Here is a 25,848-nt window from a genome sequence, read left to right on the forward strand (position 1 = left end):
ATGACAAGCTTCCCGACCCTTCAGGACATCCAGGACGCGCGAGCGCGCCTGAAACCCCATATCCGGCATACGCCCCTGTTGCGCGCAGACAAGATTGAAAAGGTTGTCGACTGCGAACTCTACCTCAAGCCTGAGACCTTGCAGGTTACTGGCGCCTTCAAGATTCGCGGCGCGCTCAACAAGGCTCTCTCGCTGTCCAGGGACGAAATTGCAAACGGGATTATCGCGACATCTTCGGGCAATCACGCACAGGGGTTAGCCTATGCCGCCCGTATGCTGGGCGTGAAGGCTATTCTGGTGCTGCCGGTCACATCACCGAAGATCAAGATCGCGAACACAAAAGCGCTGGGGGCAGAGGTCGTTCTCTTTGACGGAGACAATGCAGCGCGGTGGAAACACGTCTACGCGATGGCCGCCGAAAACGGATATGCCCCCATCCACGCTTTCGAGGATCCGATTGTGATGGCAGGCCAGGGAACGATCGGCTGCGAAATTCTCGATGATCTATCGGACGTTGATACGGTCATCGTCCCCGTCGGCGGTGGCGGACTGATTTCGGGTATCGCAACAGCCATCAAGGAAACTAATCCCTCCGTGCGCGTCATCGGCGTAGAGCCCTCTTTGACGCCGAAATATTACCAGAGCCGGATCAATAAGGAGCGCACTTCGCTTCCGTTGCTGAACACGATTGCTGACGGGCTGCGGCTCAGCGTGCCGGCCCAGAATCCGTTTCCCATCATTGAAAAATACGTCGATGAGATTATTTTGGTTGAAGACCGACATATCGTTGATGGCATGCGTGCGTTGGCAAAAGATGCCAAGCTGATTGCTGAGCCGGCGGCCGCGATCACGGTGGGGGCGCTGCTGGCTGGCTCGATAAATCTCAAGCCAAATGAAAAGGTCTGCGCCGTGCTGTCTGGCGGAAACTGGGACTTAAGCGATCTCGCTGAAGTCTATGCCGAGGGATAAGCATTTGAGTCGGTCTCACCAGGCAGCCGGCGACCAAACGTCTCATTGTATGGATTGACTGCTCATCCCTACCGGAAATGGTCCGGGAGAACACATCGGTAACTTGCGCCGTCTGGACGAAAGCCGTTCTTATTCTGGTGCAGGTTGGCTGCTGACTTGAGACAGTTGCCTGTTCTTGAACGTCGGAGTTCTTCAGGTGACCGTGACGAAGGTTACGCAGCGTCTCGATCGTCCTCCAGGCGCCGACATAGCCTAGCTTCATCACGAAGCTGTCGCCCGCGCGGCCGCGACAATCGAGGCTTTTCCGCGATTCTTCGATCAAACGTCTTGCCTCCTGAGTATGAAGATGAAAATTAATGTGATTAGAATATTAAATTCAGGACGAACTTAATGCTTACATCCGATGATCTCGCCTTCTTCTCGGTCCTTGTCGGCTCGCGATCCCTGGCGGAGAGCGCGCGCAAGCTCAACGTGACGCCGCCAGCCGTCACTCAGCGGCTTCGTGCGCTCGAAGAAAAAGTGGGTGTCAGGCTGATCGATCGAACCGGCAAAAGCCTCTTTTTGACCGAGGAGGGCTCGCTCGTCGCTTCGCACAGCGTTATCGTCAGCAACGCAATCGATGAGCTGTCAGAAGCCCTGGCGGACCGCAGGGGCGTGGTGCGGGGACATTTGAGGATCGCAGCCCCACACGGGTTCGGCAGGCAGCATGTCGCACCCGTCGTGGAGGCGTTCGCGCGCGAGCATAAGAGCGCGCTCGCCACGCTGGAACTGTCCGACCACCCTTCCGCCTTGCTCATGGAGAGTTTCGAAGTGATCATTCACATCGGCGCGCGGGGACATCTCGACCAAGTGGTAACGACGCTGGCGCCGAACCGGCGCATTCTCTGCGCCAGTCCGCACTATCTGACTTCGGCGTCGCCGATTTTGGAGCCGGCAGATCTCGCCAGGCATCGCTGCCTTGCCGTCCGCGAGAACGAAGAAGACGTGACGCTGTGGCGTTTCACCGGGCCCCGGCAGGAGACTGCGACAGTGCGTATCAATCCAGCCATGTCGAGCAATGACGGTTCGGTCATCCGAGACTGGGCACTGGCGGGCCAGGGCGTGATGATGCGGTCGGAATGGAGCGTCGCTGAAGACCTCGTCGCCGGCCGATTGCAGGAAGTGCTGCCCGACTGGCAGCTTCCCTCGGCCGACATCATCGCCATGCTGGGATCGAGGCACGGGCGGAGCGCCCGCTCCACCGCTTTCTTGAAGCTCCTGCGTCAGTCGCTCAAGCCGCCGCCATGGCGAAGCGGCAACTTGGCATCAGTCGGTCAGTAGCCGAGGATTGACTTCGTCTCGAGATATTCCTCAAGTCCGTGGACGCCGTATTCGCGCCCATTGCCCGACTGCTTGTAGCCGCCGAATGCCGCCGCACCGTTCCAAGCCGGATAATTGATATGAACCTGACCCGCGCGGATCCGGCTCGCCACGCGTCTCGCCCGGTCGATATCGCCTGACTGCACATGCGCGCCGAGACCGTAGACCGTGTCGTTGGCGATTGTGATAGCCTCTTCCTCGTCCTTATAGGGCATGATCGCCAGGACAGGGCCGAAGATTTCCTCGCGCGCGATGCGCATGTCAGGCGTGACGTCGGAAAAGACCGTCGGCTGTGCGAAAAAGCCGCTCTCGATCCCGCCAGGACGACCAGGTCCGCCTGCCACGAGCTTGGCCCCGCCATCGATGCCGGCCCTGATCATAGTCTGAACGCGTTCGAACTGGGCGCGGTTGGCGATCGGCCCCATCGTTGTCGCGGCGTCGCGCGGATCGCCAACCACCATGGCATGGACGGTGTTGCGTGCCAGTTCCTCCACTTGGGAAAGCCGGTGCGCTGGCACTAGCATCCGCGTCGGCGCGCTGCAGGATTGGCCGGCATTGCGCATGCCCGCCTGCAGTCCTTTCGGGACCGCGATTTCGAAATCGGCATCATCCAGCAGGATGTTGGGCGACTTGCCACCCAATTCCTGAACCACGCGCTTGATGGTCGGTGCGGCCGCCTGGGCGACCAGCACGCCTGCACGCGTCGAGCCGGTGATGGAGATCATGTCGACATCCGGATGGCTGGACAGAGCAGCACCAACGGCCTCGCCCGTGCCGTTGACCAGGTTGAACACACCGGGCGATGTGCCCGCATCGTGCATCAGTTCGGCAAACAGCACTGCGCTGTAAGGCGAAAGCTCGCTGGGCTTCAGGACAATCGTACAGCCAGCGGCAATCGCGGGCGCCACCTTGGCGGTGATCTGGTAGAGAGGCCAGTTCCAGGGGGTGATGAGGGCACAGACGCCGATGGCCTCTTTCGCTGTCGCGAGGCCTCCGTTCACCGACAGGAACGGATATGTCTCGAGCGTCTCCATCTGGACGCGGATATGTTCGGCGGCAAAGAAGACCTGCGACGACCGGGCAAAGCTGATCGGCGTCCCCATTTCGCTCACGATCGCCTGAGCGAACAGCTCGGCGCGTTCCATGACGAGCGCATGCATTCTTTTCAGAAGCGCAAGCCGCTCCGGGATACTCGATTGGGCAAAACTGGGAAAGGCCTTGCGTGCGGCGGCCACGGCCAGGTCAACGTGGCGGGCGCTTCCGGCAGGGACATGGCCGGTAACCTGTTCAGACGCCGGATCGACGACCGGCAGCAGGTTCACATCGGCGAATGCCTGCCATTCACCGTTGATGTAAAACTGGTTCTCTCGTTTCATCGCTACGTCTTCTCCTTGGTCCTGCACGACGTATTCCGTGCGCTTCGAACAGGATGACTGAAAGGGCAAGAGATCGACAGACGATCTCGCCTGAGTGCCCGATTAAGGCTGGGCTTAACAACGGCGGTCCCGAATGTGCAGGTCCGCCGGTCGCCTCAGCATGATCAGCCAAGTGTCTGGCTGGCCAGTGAGTACGTCACCGGCGCACGCGTTCCCTCCGTCGCAAAATCCGCAAGCCGCTTGCCCCGCGACATAGTCAGTACGGTATCGTAGACGGTAAGACCGCTGCGCTGCACGAAGAGTGCAAAGTCACCTGTTTCGTAGTGCGTATCGAGACGCAGGAACCGACCCTCATGATCGCGGATATGCGGCGAAACGACAGCGACGGCCTCCTCGTCGTTCGAGGCCACAATCGGCCCGACGACATGGCCGCGCCCGAACCGGCGACAGAGGGCAAAAGCCTTCAGTACGCCATCGTGGAAAAGGCCGTAGCTTCGCGAATGGGCCATGAGCTTTTCGATGACGCCTGAGCGCACCACGCCAAAGGCCGCCGCGTCGAGCGCCGTCACTGCGGCGAGATCATCAGCGCCCAAGACCCGCAAGTCGCCGGAAAAATCCTGCTCGAAGGGCGCATCGGTGACGATACCCTGGCACTGATAAACAATCTTTTCCGGCACGAAGTCGAGGGACAGGTAAAGCCTCTGGGCAGCCCGCGTTGCGTTGAGGCGCAGATCTATGCCGTCAAGATCTTGTAGCGCATATTCCATCAGCCAGAGGCCCGTGCCATGCGTCTGCAAGCGCGGCGAGGTGATGACCATGCCGATCGTTGCGAGCTCGGGCGATTGACGGAACCACATGGCGGAACTCATGATGCGGCCGATGTCATCGATCGCAACGACGCCTTTGCCGACGTCGCGCAAGAACTGCCAGTCCTGCGGGCGGTGCGGCCAGCCGACCGAAATCGACAGCGCATGAAGCTGCTCAAGGTCCGCCCTCGCCATATCGTCGATCTGCATCGCGAAGGCGTCGATCTGGTTTCTTTCTCCGAGCTTGAGGATTTCACTCACACGCATGTCCTCTATCAATTCCCACCATTTCGTGCCGCTCGTGGCGCATAGCGGCTCGATCATAACCCCACCGCGCCGCAGCTTTTGCTCGAAATCAGTGGAGCTTTGCAACATTTCACCGAAACGGTGATGCGTTCGGCATCACATCCTTCACAATGCCGTGCCCGATAGCTGTCGAACCGTGCCAAAGACGGCCGAAGCCTGCACCCGTGACCCGGTGAACGTGGCTGAAGTTCTGGAAAAACTGGTTTGCTTCATTAGCGTGTTCAGGACGCTGAATGCCGCGATCGTCGAATGGACCGAACGACTGCTGGTCGCAGCCCTGCGACGTCGAGGGCATCAGGAGGGGATGGCACAAACCCCTCGCTCCCGCCCCCTGAACCTGTAGAACCCCGAAATGGAGCTATTGCAAAACATGGATTCCATCTTGTGCGTTACATACAACAGAGTTTCGGAGGATGTGGTGGGAGAGGTGAACGCCGGTGTCACGACGGCCTGTATCCGCTATCCCTTGAGATAGCGACGCATGCAGTAGAGCAGCGTTGCCTGCTCTTCGCTCTCGCGAATGTCGATCACGCACCCGAAAAGAATTCGGTGCGTTGCTTCGTCGACGGCATTGGTCAGCTCGCATTCAAAGCTGACCGAGGCGTCAGCCAGAATCGGGACACCCGTGAGGCCGTCTTTCCATTCGCCAAGCGCAAATCGATCCTTCACCGGTCTCTTTCCGCCGAAAGCGTTCGAGATATCCTCCTGGCCCGGCATCAGCGTGTTGACGCAGAAGTGTCGCGCACGCTCAAACGCATGAAAAGATGAGCTGGCTCGATTGATGCAGACGAGAAGTGTCGGCGGCGTGTCGCTGACACTGCAAACAGCCGATGCGGCGAAGCCGTAACGCTTCCCGCCGTATGTGGTGGTGACGACGTTGACCGCAGAGCCGAGACGCGACATGCCGTTGCGAAACGTGGCTTTGTCCACAATATCGAAGCGGTGGTTCACCATGTTCATGTCGGCCTCCTGCGGCTCCGGTAACGCTAGGCTGACAGTTCTTTTCGAACGATTTCCGCACCTGCGGCGAGAGCATTCAGCTTGCCTCGTGCTACCCGGCGAGACAGGGGTGCCATGCCACAATTGGTACAAGGGCAAAGTTTGTCGGCATCGACAAACTGAAGTGCCTTTCGCAGAGTAGCGGCCACTTCCTCCGGCGTCTCGATGGTATTGCTCGCAACATCGATCGCTCCGACCATCACCTTCTTGCCGCGAACCAGTTCCATAAGATCCATCGGAACGTGAGAGTTGTGGCATTCCAGGGAGATCATGCCGATGCTGGATTTCTGCAGCTTGGGGAAAGTTTCCTCATACTGCCGCCACTCCGACCCAAGAGTCTTTTTCCAGTCCGTATTGGCCTTGATACCGTAGCCGTAGCAAATATGAACGGCAGTCTCACATTTCAGGCCTTCGATTGCCTTTTCCAGAGTGGCAACACCCCAGTCATTCACCTCATCGAAGAAGACATTAAATGCGGGTTCATCGAACTGGATGATATCCACCCCGGCAGCCTCCAGTTCTCTGGCCTCCTGGTTCAGGATCCCGGCGAATTCCCAGGCCAGCTTTTCGCGACTTTTATAGTGGTCGTCGAAGAGCGTATCGATCATCGTCATCGGCCCCGGCAGAGCCCATTTGATCGGCTGTTTGGTCTGCTGACGCAGGAACTTGGCGTCTTCGACAAAAACCGCCTGTTTGCGCGACACGACGCCGACGACTGTCGGAACGCTCGCATCATAGCGATCCCGGATTCTGACGGTCTCGCGTTTTTCGAAATCGACACCATCGAGATGCTCGATGAATGTCGTGACGAAATGCTGGCGCGTTTGCTCGCCGTCGCTGACGATATCGATACCTGCCTGCCGCTGGTCGTCCAAGGACAAGCGCAAGGCGTCCTGCTTGCCCTCGATCAGTTCGTCATCCTGCAATTTCCAAGGCGACCAGAGTTTCTCAGGCTCTGCAAGCCATGAAGGTTTCGGCAAGCTGCCGGCGGTTGACGTGGGCAACAGTGTTTTCATGATGGGGGACCTTATGCTTTCAGTTCATCAAAGGGCGTGTTTGGTAGACCATTGCTCAAGAACAGTCCCATAGGGTTTGATGAAGTGCTCCTCAGCGAACCTTCCCTGCTCGACAGCCAGCCGGCTACGCTCTTCGCGATCGTAGACGATACGCGTCAATGAGTAGTCCTGATGCCCGAGACTCGGACGATAACAGGCCCCTGCCGCGGAATTGGCATTATAAATTTCGGGCCGGTAAATCTTCTGAAAAGTCTCCATGGTGCTGATTGTGCCGATGAGCTCGAGATTGGTGTAATCGTCGAGCAGATCACCGAGGAAATAGAATGCAAAAGGCGCGACGCTGTTCGGCGGCATGAAAAAGCGAACCTTCAATCCCATTTTCTGGAAGTATCGATCGGTCGACGACAATTCATCCTGCTGGTATTCGACACCCAATACAGGGTGCTGATTACCGGTCCGGCTGTATGTCCTGCTGCTGGAGGCACTCAGGCAGATGACCGGAAGTTTTTGAAAGTGTTCTTTGTAGGCATCTGAATTCAGGAAACACTTGAACAGGTTTCCATGCAGATCGCCAAAATTCTCCGGCGTGCCAAATGCCGGGCGATCCTTATTGTAAGCCGGCAGCACGACGCTGAAGTCATAATCCCGAACATACGAGGAGAAATTATTCCCGACGATGCCTTCGATGCGTTCGCCTGTCTTATGATCGACGATATTCGTTTTCAGGATTTCGATCAGGGGGAAAGCATCAGTATTGCCTTCAGCATCAATCCTCATCTCGACGGAAACGATCTCGAGCTGGACAGAATAACGATCGTTTTTCGGATTGTCCCAATGCGCCAAGGCGTTGAAGCGATTGTCGATCATCCTCAGCGCGTTGCGCAAATTCTCCCGGCGGCTCTCCCCTCTGGCCAGATTGGCGAAGTTAGTCGTGAGCCGCGTATTTTCCGAGGGTTGATAATCCTCGTCAAAAGGAATGCTCTTGAGAGCGAACGTAAATTCACCGCTCATGGCAATATTGTTCTCATGGACCGAGAAAAAACCTGAATCTGTTTCTTTTTCTTTCAGTGCTCTCATTTTTTCTCTCGTGTTTCTCAATCAACAATCTTTAGCTTGTCTATGGCCTGGAGCGCGCCCCTCTTATGCCTGAGCCGTTGATGGAGAAAAATTGATTTCATTTCATTGAAGCATGAGCCGTCCTCATGGTTTTGGGTAAGCGACATGGCTTGCGGGACAAGTGGGTCTGGCCCGCCGACCGGAAACGAGGCCTTGACCCCACGAGCGGCATGGGACATTGGTTTACCGTCGTGGTTCTGTGGACGACAGTCCGGAGCTAAGAGGGAATTCGGTCAGATGCCGGAGCTGCCCCCGCAACTGTAAGCGGCTAGCGAACGTCCATTTTTGTCACTGGGTTTATCCCGGGAAGACGGGCGGGAGCGGTCATCCGCGAGCCAGGAGACCTGCCACGACAGATAACGTCCACGGGCGGGGTGTCCCGGAGTGCCGCTTTCGCGATCGGCATCTCCGCGCCGTCGTCTCTGCGTCATTGCCCAGCCCTGCCACAACCTGATGGCAGCGCCGATGATCAGCACCGACACGACAGACAAGCCCATGCAGCACCTGTCGACAACACAACTCGTCGATATCGTCTTCCCTGGTGACACAAACCATCACGGAACTCTGTTCGGAGGGACCGGCCTCGCCCTTATGGATCGAGTCGCTTTCATCGCGGCGACCCGCTTCGGGCGCGCACCCTTTGTGACCGCGTCCTGCGAACGTATCGATTTCAAACAGCCCGCACGCATCGGGCACATCGTCGAATTCACGGCAAGACCCGTCAAGGCTGGCCGCCGTTCCCTGACTGTTGAGGTCGAGATGGTGGCAGAGACGATTGTCGGCCGTCAACGGCATACCTGTACGCGCGGCGTCTTCCATATGGTTGCCGTTCCAGAGGGCGAGAACGCCGCGCATTACGCCTTACCCAAACTGCTTCCCGAGGACGCGCCGGGCGAAAGCGAGATGCTTGCCATGGTCGAAATCGTCTTTCCGGATCAGGCTAACAGCGTCGGCCGGATGTTCGGGGGCGAGGCAATCGCCTACATGACAAAAGCTGCGTTCGTGACGGCATCGCGCTACTCCGGAAAGCTAGTGGTGCTGGCATCATCCGAGCGTATCGACTTCGCAAGGCCAATCGAGATCGGCGAAATCGTCGAGGCGGAGGCACGTGTCGCGAGCGTTGGCCGCAGTTCCATGTCCGTCGAGACAAAACTCTGGTCGGAAAACCTTCTGACGGGCGAGCGGCATATCACGGCTACCGGACATTTCACCATGGTCGCGGTCGACGAAGATCACCGGCCGGTTCCTGTTCGAGAAAGCGAACAGATAGAAGTCTTTCCCCTCGACCAAGGAGGCGCATAACGATGCTGGACAGGCAACATCTGTCGATCCTGCGCGAAGTCGATCGCATGGGCAGTCTGACGGCGGCGGCAGAACGGCTGAATGTGACCCAGTCCGCGCTGAGCCACACGATCCGCAAGCTCGAAGAACGCTATGGGGTCTCCATGTGGGAAAAGGACGGCCGCAATCTTCGTCTCACCGAGGCCGGCCGCTACATCGTCGCGCTGGCGCAGCGCGTCCTGCCACAGATCGAAAGGGCTGAGGATGTCTTGTCCGACTACCGCTACGGACAGCGAGGCTCGCTCAAGATCGGGATGGAATGCCATCCCTGTCACCAATGGCTGATGGGCGTGACAAAGCCCTATCTGGTAGACTGGCCGCATGTGGACCTGGAACTGACGACATCATTTGCTTTTGGCGGCGTGGCGGCGCTGACCGGATACGAGATCGATATCCTGATCACCCCGGACCCGATCGAAGCGCCTAGCATCCATTATCTACCGGTGTTCGACTACGAACTGGTTCTTGCCGTACCGGCCGATCACTCTCTGGCGGCCAAGGACCATGCCGAACCTGCGGATCTGCTGGATGAAACGCTCTTCACCTATCCTGTGCCACCCGAGCGGCTGGATGTGTTCACGCATTTCCTTGCGCCTGCAAATTGCCGCCCGCGCCACCACCGGAATGTCGAGACCACGGAAATGATGCTACAGCTCGTCGCAGCCGGTCGCGGCGTCAGCGCCATCCCGAACTGGCTGGTGCGTCGGGAAGCCGCCGAGCTCGGAGTTCGTCCCGTCAGTATCGGCAAATCAGGGATACAGAAGAGTATTCACCTCGGTTTGAGAAGCGGTGAAGAGGCCGTTGACTTCATCGCCGGTTTTCTCGCGACGTCGCGCATGGCCTCAGCCTGACACGTCGTTGTCAGCATCGACATTGCTGTAATAGAGCTTGCCGATCTCGATCGGCTCACGGCCCTGGCTGCGGCGGTGGATATTGCTGTCGCGCAGGGAACAGACGCCGCCGCAATATGCCTGCTGGTAAAACTCGTCGCGTTTGCTGACATCAATCATCCCTCAATGATAGCGCCATCGCTTCAGGTGAGCTCAGCGACCAATGATGGCGTTCAAATGCCGCATTGTACACAACCAGATGAGCCGACCTCAAGGCTCGATCCGCTGGTGCAAAGGCAGACGATAGAGCTTCTCCGCGATCTCGTGGATGAGCAGCGCATGAGCCTTCTGCTGACCAGCCATGACCTCCGTCTTGTCCGGGCGGTGGCTGATGACGTCGTCCAGCTAGGTTGAGAATTGGACCAACATGGGGCGGATTGGCGGATGAGAACAGGCAGTGAAGAGCGGATTTGCTGAGTTGAGGACTAAGTTATTGGTTATACTCGATACTCAACATACGCGAAGCAGTGCCTTCTAACGCGTCGAGACCTACACGCAACCGGAGCGCTTGTGGGGTAGAGCCGGCAAAACGGCGTCCTTCAGGAGACGAGACGCCGGATGCGACAGCCGCTCGATCTCTCCCGTCGCACATTCTTCGACGATTTTACCTTCCTCCATCACGATAACCCTGTCGGCAAAACGCTCGACCAGCCTTAGATCGTGGGTGACGAAGAGGTAAGCAATACCTTGTTTCTTCTGCAATTCGGATAGCAACGCGAGCGCCGAGGCCTGAAGGTGGATATCGAGGTTCGACACGGCTTCGTCGAGAATGATCAGCTTGGGTTTCGGCGCGAGCGCGCGGGCGATGCAGATCCGCTGCAACTGGCCCCCGCTGACCTGCGATGGCAGCCGATCGGCGATGTCGGCCGACAGCTGCACCATGTCGAGCAGTTCGGCGACGCGGGCGTCACGCGCGGATGCATCGAGGCCTGTCAGGTGCCTGAGCGGCTCGCTGATGGCGGCCCGGACATCGAAGCGCGGGTTTACCGCACTCAGGGAGTCCTGAAACACCAGCGTCACTTCGCGGCGAAACAGCCGTTCGCCTTTTCCAAGCTTATCGATTGGCGTGCCCCGGTAGGACACCGCACCGCTGTCGAGCCGTTCAAGCCCGCACAACAAGCGGGCGAGCGTGCTCTTGCCGCAACCACTGCGGCCGAGAAGGGCAACGGTCTCACCATCGTTGATCGAGAGCGAAACCTGATCCAGCACTTTACGCGGCGCGCTGGCCCCGACCACCGAGAAAGTCCGATAGGTTTTGCTGATGTTATCGGCGCTGATCAGGATCATCAGGCAAGCTCCATTCCGTAAAGCGCGAGATGGGCCTCCACCAGCATGCGCGTGACCTCATGGCGTGGAGTGCTGAAGATCTCCTCGACCGGCGCCTGCTCCACCAGCATGCCGAAATCCAGCACCGCGACGTCGTCGGCGAGCCTTGCCACCACGCCCATGTCGTGCGTAACCAGCAGGACGCCGAGGCCACGCTCCCGCACAAGCTTTTCGATCAGCTCAAGGATGCGCATCTGCACGACGAGGTCCAGGTCGGTCGTCGGTTCGTCGGCAAAGAGGTAGGGGGCTTCGCTCAGCAACGCCAATGCGATCATCATGCGTTGAAGCATGCCGCCACTCATCTCGAAGGCATGCATGTCAAGAACCCGCTGCGGCTCCTCCAGGCCCACTTCGGCCATGGCCAGTTCAATCCCGTGCTCCGCGTCCGCTCCATGGCGATCAAGCGCTTTCAACGTTTCGACCGCGTGGTCGCGCATGGTAAGGACGGGATTGAAGGCGCTGCGCGGGTTTTGCATGATCGTCGCGACATGCCTGCCACGCAACTCCCGCGCTGGCATCGATTTGCCGTCTAGCAGCACTTCGCCGGCTTCGAGCAGCACGCCCGGCGGCAATACCCCGAGACTTGCCGCACAGGCCATGGATTTGCCCGATCCGCTGGCGCCGACCAGGGCCAGCACGCGGCCGGGCTGCAGCGTCAAAGACAGGTCATCGACAAGAACATGTGCATGGTCGCCATGAGGCGCGGTCACCGTCACGTTGCGAATGGAAAGGCTCTTCGCTGTCAGTGGCAATGTTCTGCCCTCAGATGCGGGTCGAGGCGGTCGCGCAGCGCATCGCCGAGGATGTTGAAGGCCATGACGGCGATGAACAGCGCAAAACCGGGCCAGAAGATCAGCATCGGCGCGGTCCAGACGAATTGCCTTGCATCGCTGATCATCACGCCCCATTCGGCAGTCGGCGGCGTCACGCCGAGGCCGAGGAACGACAGGCCGGAGACATGGAGCATCATATGGCCGATATCGAGTGTCGCGAGCACCAGGAGCTGCGACAGTGTAGCGGGCAGCAGGTGCTCGACGAAGATACGGATTGGCCCCGCGCCACTGAGACGCGCCGCCAGCAGGAATTCCCTGTGCCGCAGCGACAGCACGATGCCGCGGACGATGCGCGCGTACCATGCCCAGTGCGATAGCGCGATCGCGATGATGACATTGACGAGGCCGGTTCCGAGCATGCCAATCATGAAGAGTGCCAGAACCAGCGTCGGGAAGGTGAGGAACACATCGGTGATCCGCATGATGATCTGGTCGACACGACCGCCGATAAAACCGGATATGCCGCCGATGGTGATACCGAGACCCAGGATCACCACGAGGGTGATTGCCACGGAGCCGAGCGACACGCGCGTGCCCGCGATCAGCCGCGAAAGAATATCCCTGCCGAGATGATCGGTTCCGAGCAGAAAGGTCGCGTCGGGCGCCCGCAGCCGCTGGGTCAATTCGACCTGGTCGGGATCGTGCGGCGATATCCACGGCCCCGCGATTGCCGCCAGCACAAGAAGGACGATGATGCAGCAAGCGATATAGGTGCTGAGGCGCGGCGCGAGGATTTTCGCCCGTGTCGGTGAGACGGTCATTATTCGACCCCTTCGGCGGATAGCCGGATGCGCGGATCGGCCCAGGCATAGATGATATCGACGATCAGGTTGCAGACGACGAAGATCGTTACCATGACCAGCGTGAAACATTGGATGACGGGATAGTCCCGGTTCATGATGGCCGAAACGGCATAACGTCCGACGCCGGGCCAGCCGAATATGCTTTCGATCACCAGCGTACCGCCCAGCAGTTCGCCGATATGCATGCCCATTGCCGTGATGATCGGCAGCCAGGCATTGCGCAGGATATGTGACCTCTCCACCTCTCTCTCCGAGAGGCCTCGCAGACGGGCGTAGCGGACATGTCGCTGGCCCGCGACTTCAAGCATGCTGGCGCGCAGCAGCCGGGCATTGATGGCGAGCGACATGAAGGAAACCGCAATTGCCGGCATGACGATATTTGCGATACCGCCGCGGCCCATCGGTGGCAACCAGCCAAGGTGCACCGAAAACACCATGACCAGCAGGAAGCCGAGCCAGAAGTTCGGCATGGAAACACCGAGAAAGGCGAGGAAACGGACCGCCTGATCGGGCCAGCGCTCACGATATCGCGCGGCCCAGACACCGAGCGGGACGGAAATACCGATTGTCAAAGCCAGCGCCACACCGGCGAGTTGCAGCGTCGCCGGGAGGAAATGCAGGAGATCCGGCAGCACGGGCCGCTGCGTCGCATAGGATACTCCGAAATCACCGCGCACCGCCTTGCCGAGCCAATCGAAATACTGAACGGCGATGGATCGATCGAGTCCTAGCATCTGGCGCGCATCGGCGAGCGCCTGCGGCGTCGGCGGCACTTTGGACAGACGCAGGTAATCCATGGCCGGGTCACTCGGCCCCAATCGCAGCATCAGAAAGATGACGAGCGAGGCGCCGAGCAACATGGGCACGAGCAGGATGACCCGCCGGAGAATGAACCCGGTCATGGAACTCAGTTCGCCTTCGGCGCCAGGCGATCGAAGGGTATCTCGCTCGACATCGCGCCAAAGGGGATTGCACCGACTTCGGGCTTGGCAACGGCGATGGCCGTGACATGGGTCAGCGGCAGATAGACCGCCTCTTCATGGAGCCGCGTCAGGATATCCCGGTACAGCGCCTGCCGTGCCGTCTCGTCGGTGGAAATCAGCACCTTGCCGATCTTGGCATCGATCTCGGCTTTGTCCGGCAGGCCGAGCTGCGCCTGATAGTCAGCATGGGAGGGAACGCGCATCGAGCTTACGAAGGCGTGCGGATCGTAAGGAGCGCCCCAGGTGCGGTTGAAGATCAGCCCGAAGCGGCCATCGTGCTGGCGCGCATAGATCGCGCTCTCCTCTTCGCCGGTCAGCTTCACATCGATGCCGATCTTGCGAAGATCGGCCTGGACGATCTCGGAAATCGACTTGCTGACAGCGTCCGTGCCGATGAAGCAGAGTTCGATGGACAGCGGCTGCCCATCTTTGCTGCGGACACCGCCGCCTTCGCTTTTCCAGCCTGCTTCGTCGAGTAGCCGCTTCGCCTCGGTGGGATCATAGGCATAGGGCTTGAGGCCGATATTCGCATAGGGGACATTGGTGGCGAACAGGGTGTCTGCCCGGCGCTGCGTGCCATAGAGGATGGTCGCGATCATCGTGTCCTTGTCCACCGCGTGATTGATCGCCTTGCGGACGGCCAGGTCGCGGGTGGCACCTTGATTGGTGTTGATGGCGAGAACGCGTGTTTCCAATGGCTCGGACAGCGCTGCCGTAACGGTGCCCATCTTGTTGAATCGCTCATAGGTATCAGGTGAGATCGGGCCGTCCGTGCCGTAGATCAGATCGATCTCGCCGGTTTCGAAGGCAATGGCGCGGGTGTTCGGATCGGGGATTACCTTAACCGTGACCTTGTCATAGGCCGGCTTCTGTCCCCAATAGCCGTCATTGCGCGTGAAGACGTCGCGTTCGCCGAGAAGGGTTTCGGTTAGCTTCCAAGGCCCCGTGCCGACCGGCGCCACAATACCGTCCTTGGTGCCGCCATCCTTGAACTGCGAAGGCGCGACGAAACGGAACGGGCGCGGAAGCGCCAGTTCCTGCAGCAGCGGATAATAGGCCTCCTTCAGCGTAACCTTCAGCCTGTAGGGATCGACGACCTCGGTCGAGACAATCTGGTTGGCAAGCTCCAACCATGCATGGCGCGAGCGGTTGGCGAGCACCGCATCGAAGTTCGCCTTTGCCGCTGCAGCGTCGAATGTCTCGCCATTGGAGAATTTGACATCTTCGCGCAGCTTGAACGTATAGCTGCGCCCATCGGCGGAGCTTTCCCAGGATTCTGCAAGCCACGGCTTGATCGTGCCGTCGGCTTCATAGCGAACCAGCGTTTCATAGACCATGTTCTGCGCGAACATTTGGTTAGGCGAATACAGATGCGGATTGAGCGGCCCGACATTCATCGGCCAGGAGAAATTGAGGTTCTGCTCGGCAAGGGCGTGGGACGCGGAAAACGAAGCGGCAAGCGACAATGCGAATGCGAGGCCGCGCAATGTGTTCTTGAACATGAAACTGATCTCTCAGGAAATCCGATGGAAAGTATGCTGATTTGCAAAGAACATCATACTTGCAGTGCCGTCAATCCCGACATACGCTGTTTGCCGTACTTCCGACTGGACAATAGGCGACGCGGAGGCCAGAACCATCTGACCTTGTGGGCTGATGTCAGGAAGGATTTGGCTATGCACCGGATTACGATCACCATCGATGAAGACCTCATGGCGGAACTCGACCGTGCCATCGAGACCAAGGGTTATCAGAACCGATCGGAAGCCTTGCGAGACCTGGCACGCGCTGGCCTGAAGCAGGCGGCGCAGGAACAGGGCTCCAACCAGAACTGCGTCGGCGTCTTGTCCTATGTCTACGACCACACTGCCCGCGATCTGGCCCGCCGACTGACCGGCACGTTCCATGACCACCATGACTTGACCATTGCCAGCATGCATGTGCATCTCGATGCTGAGAACTGTCTTGAAGTCGGCGTGCTCAAGGGGCCGATGGGCGAGGTTCAGCATTTTGCCGATCACGTTATCGCCGAGCGTTCCGTGCGTTATGGTCGCCTGCATATTGTCCCGGCACACAAGTCCTGAAGCCTGACCGGCAGGCCAGATGGGCCTGATAGTGCCGAGGCCACCGACGATTATCCCAACACCGATCAGCGCACTGCAGCGCATGCTCATGAGCGCATGCATCTGACATTGAAGAAGCAGGCAACTCGCCCGCCCGAAGGTAACCTTCTTCAGCAACAGGCACGCTTCGATGCATTCGTCAGCGAATTCAATGGTGAAAGGCCGCATGAGGCTATCGGCATGAAAGTGCCGGCCGATCTCTACACCGCCTCTTTGCGACCCTACATTGGCCTGCCGGAGATTGATTACCCCTTCCATGATCGGGACATCATCGTCACCAATTGTGGACGCGCCTGCCTCTATCGCAAGAAGATCAACATATCGACCGTGCTGGCCGGACAGAAACTGGGATTTGGTTGCGGGGGCCTGATTCTATAGAGACTTGCAAATTCAGCTAGTTAATAAGCACATCTGCGGAAATCGTTTCCACTTGGTCCATTGTGCCCCAATTCGGACATCCACCTCAAGTGATGAACTGAGCGATTTAGGGCCGCAAGATGGCGGTCCGCTTTCGGTTCGCACATGCGAAGAGCAGCCGCTTTGTTGTCCCATAACATTTACCGATTTGGTGCAAGTTTACCCGCGCACGGGATTTCCCCTATACTAAGTCTATCCTTTCGCTGTTAACGGGCGAGCAACTGGATCATCACTGAAATGAAGGATTACGTGGGCCGCCGACCTGAGCGCCGTAAAGGTCTACTCCGGCACGGCCGATGGTGATGACGTCGAGCGTTTTCTGCATGTTCGCGTCTCTGATACGTGTTGAACCGCGCCCGCCTCGGCGCAGACGACTTTCTGCCGGAAGCATGCCGCCGGCAGCGAATTGATCTTGAGCAGGGGTCCGTTTGGCGGCTCCTAGATCGCCTGCGGTTTGAAGTCGCTCTTGGCGACTGGCATGACGGCTTGGAGCAGCGCCACAGACTTCTCCAGACCTTCCAGGCTGTTCAGAAGGACGTCTTCATGCTCGATAGAAAGCCAGCCGTCGTAGCCTGCCATCTTCAGCCTGTAGCAGAACTGTCGCCACCATTCCTCTCCGTGGCCGAAACCGAGCGTGATATAGGACCAGCTCCTGGCGGGAATGTCCATCAGGCTCCCGTTCTCTAGGAGGCTGCCAACGGCCTGTTTCGGAGAGTTCAGGAATGTGTCCTTGGCATGGACGTGATAGACGGCCTCGCCGAGCGCTTCCGCCGCCACAAGAGGATCGGCGCCCATCCAGAAAAGATGGGAGGGGTCCAGGTTTGCGCCGATGACAGGGCCCACCGCCTCCCGCAGTCTGAGCAGGGACGGAACGTTGTAGACGCATTGGTTGCCATGAAGTTCCAGCGCGATGCGTTCGACCCCGTGTTCCTTTGCCAGCGCAGCGATCCTCGTCCAGTACGGGATAAGTTTCTCCTCCCATTGATACCGGAGTATGGCCTGCGTTTCGGGAGGCCAGGAGGAAACCACCCAGTTCGGCATGGTGTCCGTTGCGTTTCCGGCGGGGAGGCCCGACATGGAGCAGACAGTACTAACCCCGAGCTCGCCGGCCGCTCGGATTGTATCCTCAAGGCCCTGCCCTTGCGCGGGGTCAGTCGGATGCAGCGGGTTTCCGTTGGCGTTGAGGCTGATGACCTCCAGTCCACGGTCTGCGAAGGACGCGAGGAAGCCCTTCCGCACGTTACCGTCCTTCAATATCCCCGGCAGGTCAAAGTGCGGAGCGGTGGACCAGCCGCAGGTGTTGACTTCCACTCCGGAAACCCCGAGCCGGCGGGCATGGTCGAGCATCTCGTCGAACGGCAGACCACCCAGACTGTCTGAAACAAAACCCAGCTTCATGCGTAGAACTCCGGCTTCATGATCATCTCCACGGGCATCTTGTGTCCCTTGTTCAGCGCTTGCACTCCCGCCTCGGCAACGACGGCGGCGCAGTACCCGTCCCAACTGCTGGACGCCGTCTCTGGGAACAAGCCGCTCTCCGCGAAGCGCAGGAATGCCCTGTTCTGACGCCGGTAGGCCTCATGGTAGCGGCCACGCCAGTCGGCCTCGTAGCTCGTGCTCTGTCCCAGATTACGGTCGACCCGCGTGTAGTTCACCGGGTTCATCGCTATTGTCGCCTTTTCGCCCACCAGTTCGGCACGAACATCGTAGCCATAGGCTGCGTTGTTGTTGATCTCGATGTTGACAAGCTGACCGTCCGCCGTCTCAAGCACCATATGAACGGGCGCGACGAGGGTGTCGGAGCGCTTTGGCTGGAACGCAGAAATCGAAATGTATTCGGTGCCAAGGACATGGCGCACCACGTCGAATTCATGGGGTGCCGAATTGGTAATAGCCATCGCACCGGTAAAGTCGGCAGCCGGGGTCGCCACGTTGCGGTGGAAGTTATGCATCATGAGGGCTCGGCCGATCGCACCATCCTGCACGGCTCGCTTCATCTCGACGTACGACTGATCGAAGCGGCGCATGAAGCCAAGCATGATGAAGCGCTCACCAGCCTGCTCCTCCGCCTTGAGAATATCGAGGCACTCCGATGACGATTGCGAAAGGGGCTTTTCACAAAGGACCCGCTTGCCCGCCTTGATGCAGGACAACGAAAGGGTCGCGTGCGTAAAGTCCGGGCTCGCAATGATGATCGCATCGACGTCCGGTCGTGCCGCGATACCATCCGGATTCACGTCCACATCCCGAGCGCCGTAGCGGTCCGCGACTTTTCTCGCCCGATCAGCGTCCATGTCGCACACGACTTGGAGCGTTGCGCCCGGCAGATCTTCCGCCACGATCTTTGCATGGTCTGCCCCCATCAGTCCCGCCCCGATGATTGCGATCCTGGTACCCATTTCCTATGATCTTTCTGTAACTGATGAAAGGGATGGCCGGCGCCAGCAGAGCACCGGCCTGTGTCGTTGCGTGCCGGGCCTCGTTTCCCGACACGCTTCCCTTGGGAGGGTTATTTCTTTGCGTACTGATCGACGTTTTGCTTGGTGATCGAGGCAAACGGAACCAGCTTTTCCGCCGGCGCCTGTTCGCCCTTCTTCAGGCCTTCAACAACTTCAAAGGCAGCCTTGGCCTGCCCTGCTGCATCCTGGAAGATCGTCTGGGACATCGTGCCGGCCTTGATGGCGTTGAGCGCGTCGGCCGTGCCGTCGACGCCCGAGATCAGTACGCCCTTAAGGCGATTGGCTCCCTGCAGGGCTTCGAGAGCACCAAGCGCCATCTGATCGTTGGCAGCAACGATGGCATCGAAGTTCGGGAAGCTCTGGATCCAGTCTTCCGTGACCTTCATGCCCTCGGCGCGATCATAGTTGCCCGATAGACTTGCGAGCGTCGCAACATCCGATCGGCCGAGCGCATCCTCAAACCCCTTCTTCCGCTCCTGCGTGTGGGAGAGACCCGGCGTGCCTTCGAGATAGAGAATCTTCGCATCTTTCGGCAGATTCGCCTTCATGTATTCGCCCTGAAGGCGGCCGGCATCGATGTTCTTTGAGCCCACAAATGTATATTTGCCGCCAGCAGACTGGATCCCGAGAGCAATCACGGGAATGCCCGCCTCATTGGCCTTTTCAACTCCAGGCACAATGCCCTGATAGTCGACCGGCACGACAACGATGGCATTGACCTTCTGCGCGATGAAGTTATCGATCTGGTCGAGTTGCTTGCTGACATCGTTATTCGCGTCAGAGAAATTGACCGTCACTGCCGGGTCAGATTTGGCAGCCTCGATGAAGGCATTCTTACGTGCCATGACGAACACGTCGGTGTCGGCCATGTTGGCATAACCGACGACGAACTTGTCGACTGCTGTTGCGGCGGTTGCAGAAAGCGCGGCCAGAGAGACTGCGCAGGCGAAAGCAAATTTTGCGATAACTTTCATGGTTTCCTCCCAAAGGGTGTGTGTTGGTGCAGGGGCGGAAATCCCGCCGACACAGAGTTATTTCCGGGACCGAAGGTCCCTGGAACGGGTTTATGCCTTCTTCTTGCCACGGGCTGATTTCGTCCAAACATCAAGGATCACCGCGATCGCAATGATCAGACCCTTGATGATCTGCTGCCAGTAGGAGCTGACATTCATGAGATTGAGGATGTTGTTGATAACGCCGATGATCATGGAGCCAATGATCGTACCGGTGATGGTTCCGGTCCCCCCCATCAGACTGGTGCCACCGACAACCACGGCCGTGATCGCGTCAAACTCGTAGCCAACGCCGCCTGCGGGCTGGCCGGAATTGATGCGCGACATCAGAACAATGCCGGCAACGGCACAGAGGACGCCATTGAAAATGAACGCCTTGATGACGATGCTGTCGGGGTTGATTCCGGAGGCAAGTGCGGCGCGCTGATTCCCGCCGACGGCATAGACGTATCGACCGAACTTGGTTTTGTTGAGCAGAAGCCACGACAGGACGACCACTACCGCCAGAATGAGCACGGAGATGGGGACTGGGCCTAGTGAACCCTGTCCTATGACCTTGAAGTCACCGAGGCCAGTTACGGGCGATCCGCCCGTATAGAGCAGAACGGTTCCGCGTGCGACCGTCGTCATGGCAAGCGTCATAATGAACGAGGGGATTCGGAAGAACGTGATTACGAAGCCGTTGATCGTGCCAGTTATGACACCCACGACAAGACCGGCTGCCACCGCAAGTACGATGCTGCCGGTCATCGACATCACGCTTGCCGCGATTACCCCGCAAAGAGCAAGAACCGAACCGAGGGAAACGTCGATATGCCCCAGGATGATGACGAAGGTGATGCCACAGGCCAAAAGACTGACAACGACCACCTGTCTCAGGACGTTAGTGAGATTTGCTTCCGTCAAAAACGTCGGGCTCAACATCGAGGCCAGGATGCAGATGCCGACGAAGATCAGGACGGTGCCGTACTTGCGATAGATCTGGGAGAAGCTCATCTCCCGTAGACCCCGCAGCACCCGTCCCTCCCGCTTTTCTGCTCCTGCTACTGGATCTATACTCATCAATGTCCTCCCGTGGCGAGGCGCATGATGCTTTCCTGCGTCGCCTCGCTCCTTGTAAGTTCACCGGTCACCCGGCCTCCGCTCATCACCACCACGCGGTCGCTCATCCCGAGAATTTCGGGCAGCTCGGATGAGATCATGATGATCGCGAGCCCTTGGCGGGCGAATTCGGTCATGAGCTTGTGAATTTCCGATTTGGATCCCACGTCGATCCCGCGCGTAGGCTCATCGAGAATGAGAAGCTTCAGATCGCCCAGCAGCCATTTCGCAAGAACGATCTTTTGCTGGTTGCCGCCGCTCAAGTTCTCCACAGTCATCGCTGTGTTGGGCGTTTTGATCTGCAGCATCTTGATCATGTGCTGCGCAGCGCTTTCCTCCTGCCGTTCGCTGATGAACAGCCGCGAGGTGAACTTCTTGAGGTTTGCCAAAGAGATATTTTCGCCCACGGACCGGCACAGAACCAGGCCCTCCGACTTGCGATCCTCGGACACCATGGCAATGCCGCTGGCGATCGCGTCCCTCGGCGAGCCAAGCTTCAAAGCAGCACCGTTCAATCGGACCACTCCGGCGTCGGCGCCATCAAGTCCAAAAATCACGCGCGCGACCTCGGTTCGGCCGGCACCTATGAGACCCGATAAGCCTACAATCTCGCCAGCACGAACATTGAAGCTCACGTTTTCGAAGACGCCGTGGCGGGTCAGGTTTTCGACCGACAGGACGACCTCACCGATCGGCACTTCTTCTTTGGGAAATACCTCGGAAATCGTCCGCCCGACCATCTTAGAGATAAGCGTGCCTGTATTGTAGTCACTAGCCGGTCCCGCAGCGATATATTGACCGTCGCGCATGACGGTAATGTCGTCGGCTATCTGGAAGATCTCATCCATCTTGTGCGTGATATAAATGATGGCGACACCAGCGGCTTTCAGCTCTGCGATCTGCCGGAAGAGCATCGCGACTTCGGTGTCGCTGATTGCTGATGTCGGCTCGTCCATGATGACAAGAGAGGCTTCGCGCGAGATTGCCTTGACGATCTCGACGAGCTGCATGGTCGCGATCGACAGTTCGCGCATTTTCGTGTCGGGGCTGTAACGCAGGCCTACGCGGGCGAGCAGGACCTTTGTTTCGTTGTTCATCCTGTCGAAGTCGACGAACTTGGACAGAAGCCCGGTTTCGGCGCGGACAGGTTCGCGACCGAGAAAGATGTTTTCGGCGATCGTCATATCGAGCACCGGGCTAAGCTCCTGATGAATCATGGAAATGCCGCGATCGAGTGCCGCTGCAGCATTCTGATGATCGAGCTTTTCGCCCCGAAAATAGATCTCGCCGCCATCGATCGCGTACATACCGCTCAGAATCTTCATAAGGGTTGACTTGCCCGCGCCGTTCTCGCCAACGAGCACGTGCACGGTACCGGCACGGACCTGGAGGTTCATCTCGTCAAGCGCGAGCACACCGGGGAAAGCCTTGGTGATTGACCGCATCTCAAGGACAAAGTCGTTTTCGTCATTTATAGGCGCGCGAGCGCCGCCGCCGCCCGATAGCGGCGCCACCTTCAAGGTCCCGGACATGAAAGATTTTCCTCCAAATGAAAGGACTCTCCCAAGTCCTCTCTGCCTTAACGGCGGTATTTCATGAGGAACAAATCACTAAAACCGACCTGATTGTCAACTTAGGGATGGATTTTACTCTCAAATACTCTCATAATTGACTTCATTTTATGAGAGGCTTCGATGTCCCGACCGACTATCCCAGATCTTGCCAAAGCTGCCCGCGTGAGTATTTCAACGGTCGATCGCGTTTTGAATGGCCGCGACCCAGTCCGCGCACAGACCGCCGAACGGGTTCTCAATGCCGCCCGGGAGATAGGCTATCACGGAGTCACGGCGATTGAGCGGCGGCTGGAACACGACAAGCCAGTTATCAAGTTCGGTTTCCTTCTCAAGCAGTCGCATCGAAAGCTTTACCAGATGTGGGGCGAACTGCTGACGGCGGCCGTAGAAGCTTTTCCGGATGCGCATGGGCGACCGATCGTGAGGTTTATGAACGATCTCGCACCAGACAAAGCTGCAGAGGCAATCTACTCCCTCAGCCGGGAGGCGGACGTGATTGGGATAATTACGTCAGATCATCCGCAAGTGAACCACGCCGTAGACGGTCTTGCCGCCGAAGGCATTCCCGTCGTGACGATGATCTCTGACCTCTCAACTGCCGCACGCGCGGCTTATGTCGGCAACGACTGCGTCAAGAAGGGTCGGACCGCCGCTTGGTTCATAGCGGGACTCAATGCCAACGGCGGCAAGGTCGCTGTCTTCGTTGGCAGCCATCGGTATCTGGCCCAGGAGCTCAACGAAATGGGATTCCGGTCGTATTTTCGAGAAAGCGCGCCCGGCTTTCAAATGCTGGAAACGGTCGCCACTCTTGAGGAACCCGAGATCGCATATGAAGCCACTTGCCGTCTTCTCCAAACCGAACAGGATTTGGTCGGACTTTACGTTGCCGGCGGCGGCATCACCGGCGTAATGCAAGCCCTTCGCGAGAATGGCGGGCCTGTGGCACAACGCCCTGTCGTCATTGCTCACGAGCTGACGAATGAAACGAGGGCAGGTCTTGCGGAGGGGTTGATCAAGGTGGTCCTATCCCATCCTGCAAGGCTACTGGCGGAGACTCTGGTCCGAGCCATGGCAGAAGCGCTTGACGCTGATAGACCAACTACTCTTTCTCAGCACATTCTCCCCTTTGAGTTTTATTCAGCGACAAACATCTAGTGCAACATTGATTGCTAGCGCCGGCGGTGATCCGTCCGCGACGCAATCCGCGGGTTGCGTCGGACACTTTTATGCAAGCGCGTGACCACCAAGCGGTAATCCGGGCCCTTCGGGCCGATCGGTGTCTTGCCCTTCAGGCGCACAGTCATCGACTCTCCGCCCTCGGAGCTGAAGGTAAGCAAATGTGTCCGAGACAAGCCGTAAAGTTTCCGAATGCCGACGCCCTACTTTCTGCTTGTGGTGCGCAAGCTCCGCGAATGCCTACAGCCGGGAGAGCCCAAACGTTTTCCTGATGCCGCCATCCAATGCCTTGGCTGGAATAAACCGTTTCAGGCGGCTCAGAAGCGTAGCCTGTTTTCCAACCGGCCTGCGCATTTTGTGAGGACCTGTGATTGCTGCCATGATTTCGGCAGCAACAGTCTGAGGACTGCTTGCCGTCCTAATGGCGGAAAAAACGGCCTCATTGGATTTGGCTAATTGAGTGGCGTAGTCATCGATACGCATCTCCGTCTGCTTCGCATTGACATCGAGACTTGTCCTCGTGAACGTCGGCTCGACCAAGACGGAGCGAATGTTGAATTGCCGAACTTCGTGGTCAAGCGTTTCAGACAGTCCCTCCAACGCATGCTTGCTGCTGGCATAAAGGCCCATATAAGGTGCGGGGAGAAAGCCGAGAACCGAACTGACATTGACGATCAGACCGGAATTCTGCTGTCGCATCGCAGGCAATACCGCTCGTATCATGCGCAGTGGGCCAAAGAGATTGGTTTCAAAAAGGGCCTTCGCCTCATCGTCCGACGTGCTTTCGACCGGCCCGACAAGAGAGACGCCTGCATTGTTCACCACGACATCAATCCGGCCTGAACGGGACAGAACCCAATCGACGAATTGCCTCACCGACTCGTCATTGTCCACATCGAGACGCCCGTACTCGACACCGGGAACCGGTCCACTTTTGTCCGGATTGCGCGATCCTGCAAACACCTTGAACCCATTCTGTGACAGCAACCTCACGGTCGCCTGCCCTATGCCGGAGGATGCTCCGGTCACCACAACAATCTTGTCTCTCGACATCTACGCTCTCCAAAACTAGCGTTGGACTAGAAATCAATATAGATTTCGTTTGTAATCTATATTTCAATTAGATTGCAAGCGAAATAAAACGCGCTTACAGAAATTGAGGAGGCGCATGGTCAGAAGCGGGAAACATCGGTCGAGTTAATGCGGGATTCTCGCCTGGGGAGTGACAGGTGTGACGGATGCTTATGCCGTCAATTCACGCCGTTCGCCTGTCCGCTGGTGGATTGCCCAGCGCACGCTGGAACGCGGATCGTTGCTCGCCTCTTTCGACGTAGTCCTGCAAGCCAGGGCTATCCAGCAGAATATCAGAGTGCTTGAGCGACCGCAGTACGCTCACCATCATGAGATCACCGGCGCTGAACTGAGCCCCCTCAAGCCACTCCTTCCCTCCAAGCGTATCGACCAGTTGCTGGAGCCGCTGACTGAGATGACCAACGCTGCCAGAGGCGATACAGGGCTCGATCGTATTGACCGCTGCAAACATCCACATGATGGAACGCGAGCGCGCATTTGCTTCATCGGGAAGGAGGCCAGCGAAACGCTGTGCTATGTGAAGCACGATCGCACCGGATTCGAAAAGAATGAGATCGCCCTCCTGGTAGATCGGCATCTGGCCGAATGGCTGTATTTCCAGATATTCGGGGCGGCGCATCTCGGAAAAAGTCAGATACCGTAGAGTGTAAGGCTGGCCGACTTCCTCGAGAGCCCACCTGACGCGCATATCCCGGTGATATCCCCTACCCCCGTCCGGCGGATGTTTGAAGATGGATACGACAGGGTTCATGTCAAGGCTCCTCATTGGC

General features: G+C 58.2%; 25 protein-coding genes, 1 pseudogene and 1 riboswitch. Of the genes and pseudogenes, 8 read left to right on the top strand and 18 right to left on the bottom strand.

Features of this window, described 5'->3' with window-relative positions; genetic code table 11:
- Both PL597_RS18090 and PL597_RS18095 read left to right on the top strand, forming a co-directional pair.
- Complete coding sequence (locus PL597_RS18090) at nucleotides 1-969, top strand: threonine/serine dehydratase (protein ID WP_271365870.1); 969 nt, start codon at nucleotides 1-3, stop codon at nucleotides 967-969.
- 390 nt (nucleotides 970-1,359) lie between these two features.
- Nucleotides 1,360-2,289: a LysR family transcriptional regulator gene (locus PL597_RS18095; RefSeq protein WP_077984692.1), complete on the top strand. Its 930-nt coding sequence runs from the start codon at nucleotides 1,360-1,362 to the stop codon at nucleotides 2,287-2,289.
- On the opposite strand, the gene PL597_RS18100 is transcribed toward PL597_RS18095, so the two are convergent.
- The 5 genes from PL597_RS18100 to PL597_RS18120 all read right to left on the bottom strand — a co-directional run bounded on the left by PL597_RS18100 (nucleotide 2,283) and on the right by PL597_RS18120 (nucleotide 7,842).
- A complete protein-coding gene (locus PL597_RS18100) occupies nucleotides 2,283-3,704 on the bottom strand; it encodes an aldehyde dehydrogenase family protein (RefSeq protein ID WP_269824932.1) in 1,422 nt (473 codons plus the stop codon). The genes PL597_RS18095 and PL597_RS18100 overlap by 7 nt on opposite strands.
- 164 nt (nucleotides 3,705-3,868) lie before the next feature.
- Nucleotides 3,869-4,777 carry a GNAT family N-acetyltransferase gene (locus PL597_RS18105; protein ID WP_271365908.1) on the bottom strand — a complete coding sequence of 303 codons (909 nt, stop codon included), beginning with the start codon at nucleotides 4,775-4,777 and terminating at the stop codon, nucleotides 3,869-3,871.
- Between the two features lie 498 nt (nucleotides 4,778-5,275).
- Nucleotides 5,276-5,776, bottom strand: a complete 501-nt coding sequence (locus PL597_RS18110) for a flavin reductase (RefSeq protein WP_137412575.1) — start codon at nucleotides 5,774-5,776, stop codon at nucleotides 5,276-5,278.
- Nucleotides 5,777-5,802: 26 nt separating this feature from the next.
- On the bottom strand, nucleotides 5,803-6,831 hold the full coding sequence (locus PL597_RS18115) for a methionine synthase (RefSeq protein ID WP_191218403.1): 1,029 nt from the start codon (nucleotides 6,829-6,831) through the stop codon (nucleotides 5,803-5,805).
- A gap of 27 nt (nucleotides 6,832-6,858) precedes the next feature.
- Entirely contained in the window at nucleotides 6,859-7,842 is a 984-nt protein-coding gene (locus tag PL597_RS18120; protein ID WP_271365909.1) for a DUF1852 domain-containing protein, read from the bottom strand.
- A gap of 280 nt (nucleotides 7,843-8,122) precedes the next feature.
- Nucleotides 8,123-8,313, top strand: a riboswitch (cobalamin riboswitch).
- Nucleotides 8,314-8,331: 18 nt separating this feature from the next.
- On the opposite strand from PL597_RS18120, the gene PL597_RS18125 reads away from it, so the two are divergent.
- The gene (locus PL597_RS18125) at nucleotides 8,332-9,249 is read left to right on the top strand and encodes an acyl-CoA thioesterase (RefSeq protein WP_271365872.1); all 918 of its coding nucleotides are present in this window, start codon (nucleotides 8,332-8,334) and stop codon (nucleotides 9,247-9,249) included.
- Between the two features lie 2 nt (nucleotides 9,250-9,251).
- A complete protein-coding gene (locus tag PL597_RS18130; RefSeq protein WP_142913354.1) occupies nucleotides 9,252-10,139 on the top strand; it encodes a LysR family transcriptional regulator in 888 nt (295 codons plus the stop codon).
- Here the strand turns inward: PL597_RS18130 and PL597_RS18135 are convergent.
- Nucleotides 10,131-10,298 carry a hypothetical protein gene (locus tag PL597_RS18135; RefSeq protein WP_244614260.1) on the bottom strand — a complete coding sequence of 56 codons (168 nt, stop codon included), beginning with the start codon at nucleotides 10,296-10,298 and terminating at the stop codon, nucleotides 10,131-10,133. The two genes, PL597_RS18130 and PL597_RS18135, sit on opposite strands and share 9 nt — an antisense overlap.
- Before the next feature lie 57 nt (nucleotides 10,299-10,355).
- Between PL597_RS18135 and PL597_RS18140 the strand changes: the two genes are divergently transcribed.
- A complete protein-coding gene (locus tag PL597_RS18140) occupies nucleotides 10,356-10,532 on the top strand; it encodes a hypothetical protein (protein WP_271365873.1) in 177 nt (58 codons plus the stop codon).
- 135 nt (nucleotides 10,533-10,667) lie between these two features.
- Here PL597_RS18140 and nikE read toward each other — a convergent pair whose 3' ends face one another.
- From nikE to nikA, 5 genes are read right to left on the bottom strand one after another with little or no spacing between them, the layout of a single operon-like run.
- Nucleotides 10,668-11,465 carry a nickel import ATP-binding protein NikE gene (gene nikE, locus PL597_RS18145; RefSeq protein WP_269827155.1) on the bottom strand — a complete coding sequence of 266 codons (798 nt, stop codon included), beginning with the start codon at nucleotides 11,463-11,465 and terminating at the stop codon, nucleotides 10,668-10,670.
- The gene (locus tag PL597_RS18150) at nucleotides 11,465-12,250 is read right to left on the bottom strand and encodes a nickel import ATP-binding protein NikD (protein WP_269824961.1); all 786 of its coding nucleotides are present in this window, start codon (nucleotides 12,248-12,250) and stop codon (nucleotides 11,465-11,467) included. The genes nikE and PL597_RS18150 overlap by 1 nt, the downstream gene beginning before the upstream one ends.
- A complete protein-coding gene (gene nikC / locus PL597_RS18155; protein WP_269824928.1) occupies nucleotides 12,247-13,098 on the bottom strand; it encodes a nickel ABC transporter permease subunit NikC in 852 nt (283 codons plus the stop codon). Before nikC ends, PL597_RS18150 begins: the two co-directional genes overlap by 4 nt.
- A complete protein-coding gene (gene nikB / locus PL597_RS18160) occupies nucleotides 13,098-14,042 on the bottom strand; it encodes a nickel ABC transporter permease subunit NikB (RefSeq protein ID WP_137412580.1) in 945 nt (314 codons plus the stop codon). Before nikB ends, nikC begins: the two co-directional genes overlap by 1 nt.
- 5 nt (nucleotides 14,043-14,047) lie before the next feature.
- Nucleotides 14,048-15,625 (bottom strand): nickel ABC transporter substrate-binding protein, encoded by a 1,578-nt coding sequence (gene nikA / locus PL597_RS18165; RefSeq protein ID WP_271365874.1) that lies wholly within the window; start codon nucleotides 15,623-15,625, stop codon nucleotides 14,048-14,050.
- Nucleotides 15,626-15,799: 174 nt separating this feature from the next.
- Here nikA and nikR point away from each other — a divergent pair, with 174 nt between their 5' ends.
- Both nikR and PL597_RS18175 read left to right on the top strand, forming a co-directional pair.
- The gene (nikR, locus tag PL597_RS18170; RefSeq protein WP_271365875.1) at nucleotides 15,800-16,207 is read left to right on the top strand and encodes a nickel-responsive transcriptional regulator NikR; all 408 of its coding nucleotides are present in this window, start codon (nucleotides 15,800-15,802) and stop codon (nucleotides 16,205-16,207) included.
- Between the two features lie 87 nt (nucleotides 16,208-16,294).
- A pseudogene (locus PL597_RS18175) lies at nucleotides 16,295-16,597 on the top strand (integrase core domain-containing protein); the annotation flags it as partial.
- A 504-nt stretch (nucleotides 16,598-17,101) separates the two neighbouring features.
- Here the strand turns inward: PL597_RS18175 and PL597_RS18180 are convergent.
- The 5 genes from PL597_RS18180 to PL597_RS18200 form a co-directional block, all read right to left on the bottom strand.
- Nucleotides 17,102-18,061, bottom strand: a complete 960-nt coding sequence (locus PL597_RS18180; RefSeq protein ID WP_142913347.1) for a sugar phosphate isomerase/epimerase family protein — start codon at nucleotides 18,059-18,061, stop codon at nucleotides 17,102-17,104.
- Nucleotides 18,058-19,062: a Gfo/Idh/MocA family protein gene (locus PL597_RS18185; RefSeq protein WP_216331587.1), complete on the bottom strand. Its 1,005-nt coding sequence runs from the start codon at nucleotides 19,060-19,062 to the stop codon at nucleotides 18,058-18,060. The genes PL597_RS18180 and PL597_RS18185 overlap by 4 nt, the downstream gene beginning before the upstream one ends.
- A 110-nt stretch (nucleotides 19,063-19,172) precedes the next feature.
- The gene (locus PL597_RS18190) at nucleotides 19,173-20,096 is read right to left on the bottom strand and encodes a sugar ABC transporter substrate-binding protein (protein WP_271365877.1); all 924 of its coding nucleotides are present in this window, start codon (nucleotides 20,094-20,096) and stop codon (nucleotides 19,173-19,175) included.
- Nucleotides 20,097-20,186: 90 nt separating this feature from the next.
- Entirely contained in the window at nucleotides 20,187-21,197 is a 1,011-nt protein-coding gene (locus tag PL597_RS18195) for an ABC transporter permease (protein ID WP_142913344.1), read from the bottom strand.
- Nucleotides 21,197-22,768, bottom strand: a complete 1,572-nt coding sequence (locus PL597_RS18200) for a sugar ABC transporter ATP-binding protein (RefSeq protein WP_271365878.1) — start codon at nucleotides 22,766-22,768, stop codon at nucleotides 21,197-21,199. The genes PL597_RS18195 and PL597_RS18200 overlap by 1 nt, the downstream gene beginning before the upstream one ends.
- Nucleotides 22,769-22,930: 162 nt before the next feature.
- Between PL597_RS18200 and PL597_RS18205 the strand changes: the two genes are divergently transcribed.
- On the top strand, nucleotides 22,931-23,965 hold the full coding sequence (locus PL597_RS18205; RefSeq protein WP_142913342.1) for a LacI family DNA-binding transcriptional regulator: 1,035 nt from the start codon (nucleotides 22,931-22,933) through the stop codon (nucleotides 23,963-23,965).
- Between the two features lie 261 nt (nucleotides 23,966-24,226).
- Here the strand turns inward: PL597_RS18205 and PL597_RS18210 are convergent, their stop codons facing one another.
- Complete coding sequence (locus PL597_RS18210; protein WP_271365880.1) at nucleotides 24,227-25,039, bottom strand: oxidoreductase; 813 nt, start codon at nucleotides 25,037-25,039, stop codon at nucleotides 24,227-24,229.
- A gap of 202 nt (nucleotides 25,040-25,241) precedes the next feature.
- Entirely contained in the window at nucleotides 25,242-25,829 is a 588-nt protein-coding gene (locus PL597_RS18215) for a glutathione S-transferase family protein (RefSeq protein WP_271365882.1), read from the bottom strand.
- Nucleotides 25,830-25,848: the final 19 nt, after the last annotated feature.

Origin of the sequence: Agrobacterium sp. ST15.13.013, from assembly GCF_027956525.1 — a bacterium.
Taxonomy (GTDB): domain Bacteria; phylum Pseudomonadota; class Alphaproteobacteria; order Rhizobiales; family Rhizobiaceae; genus Agrobacterium; species Agrobacterium salinitolerans.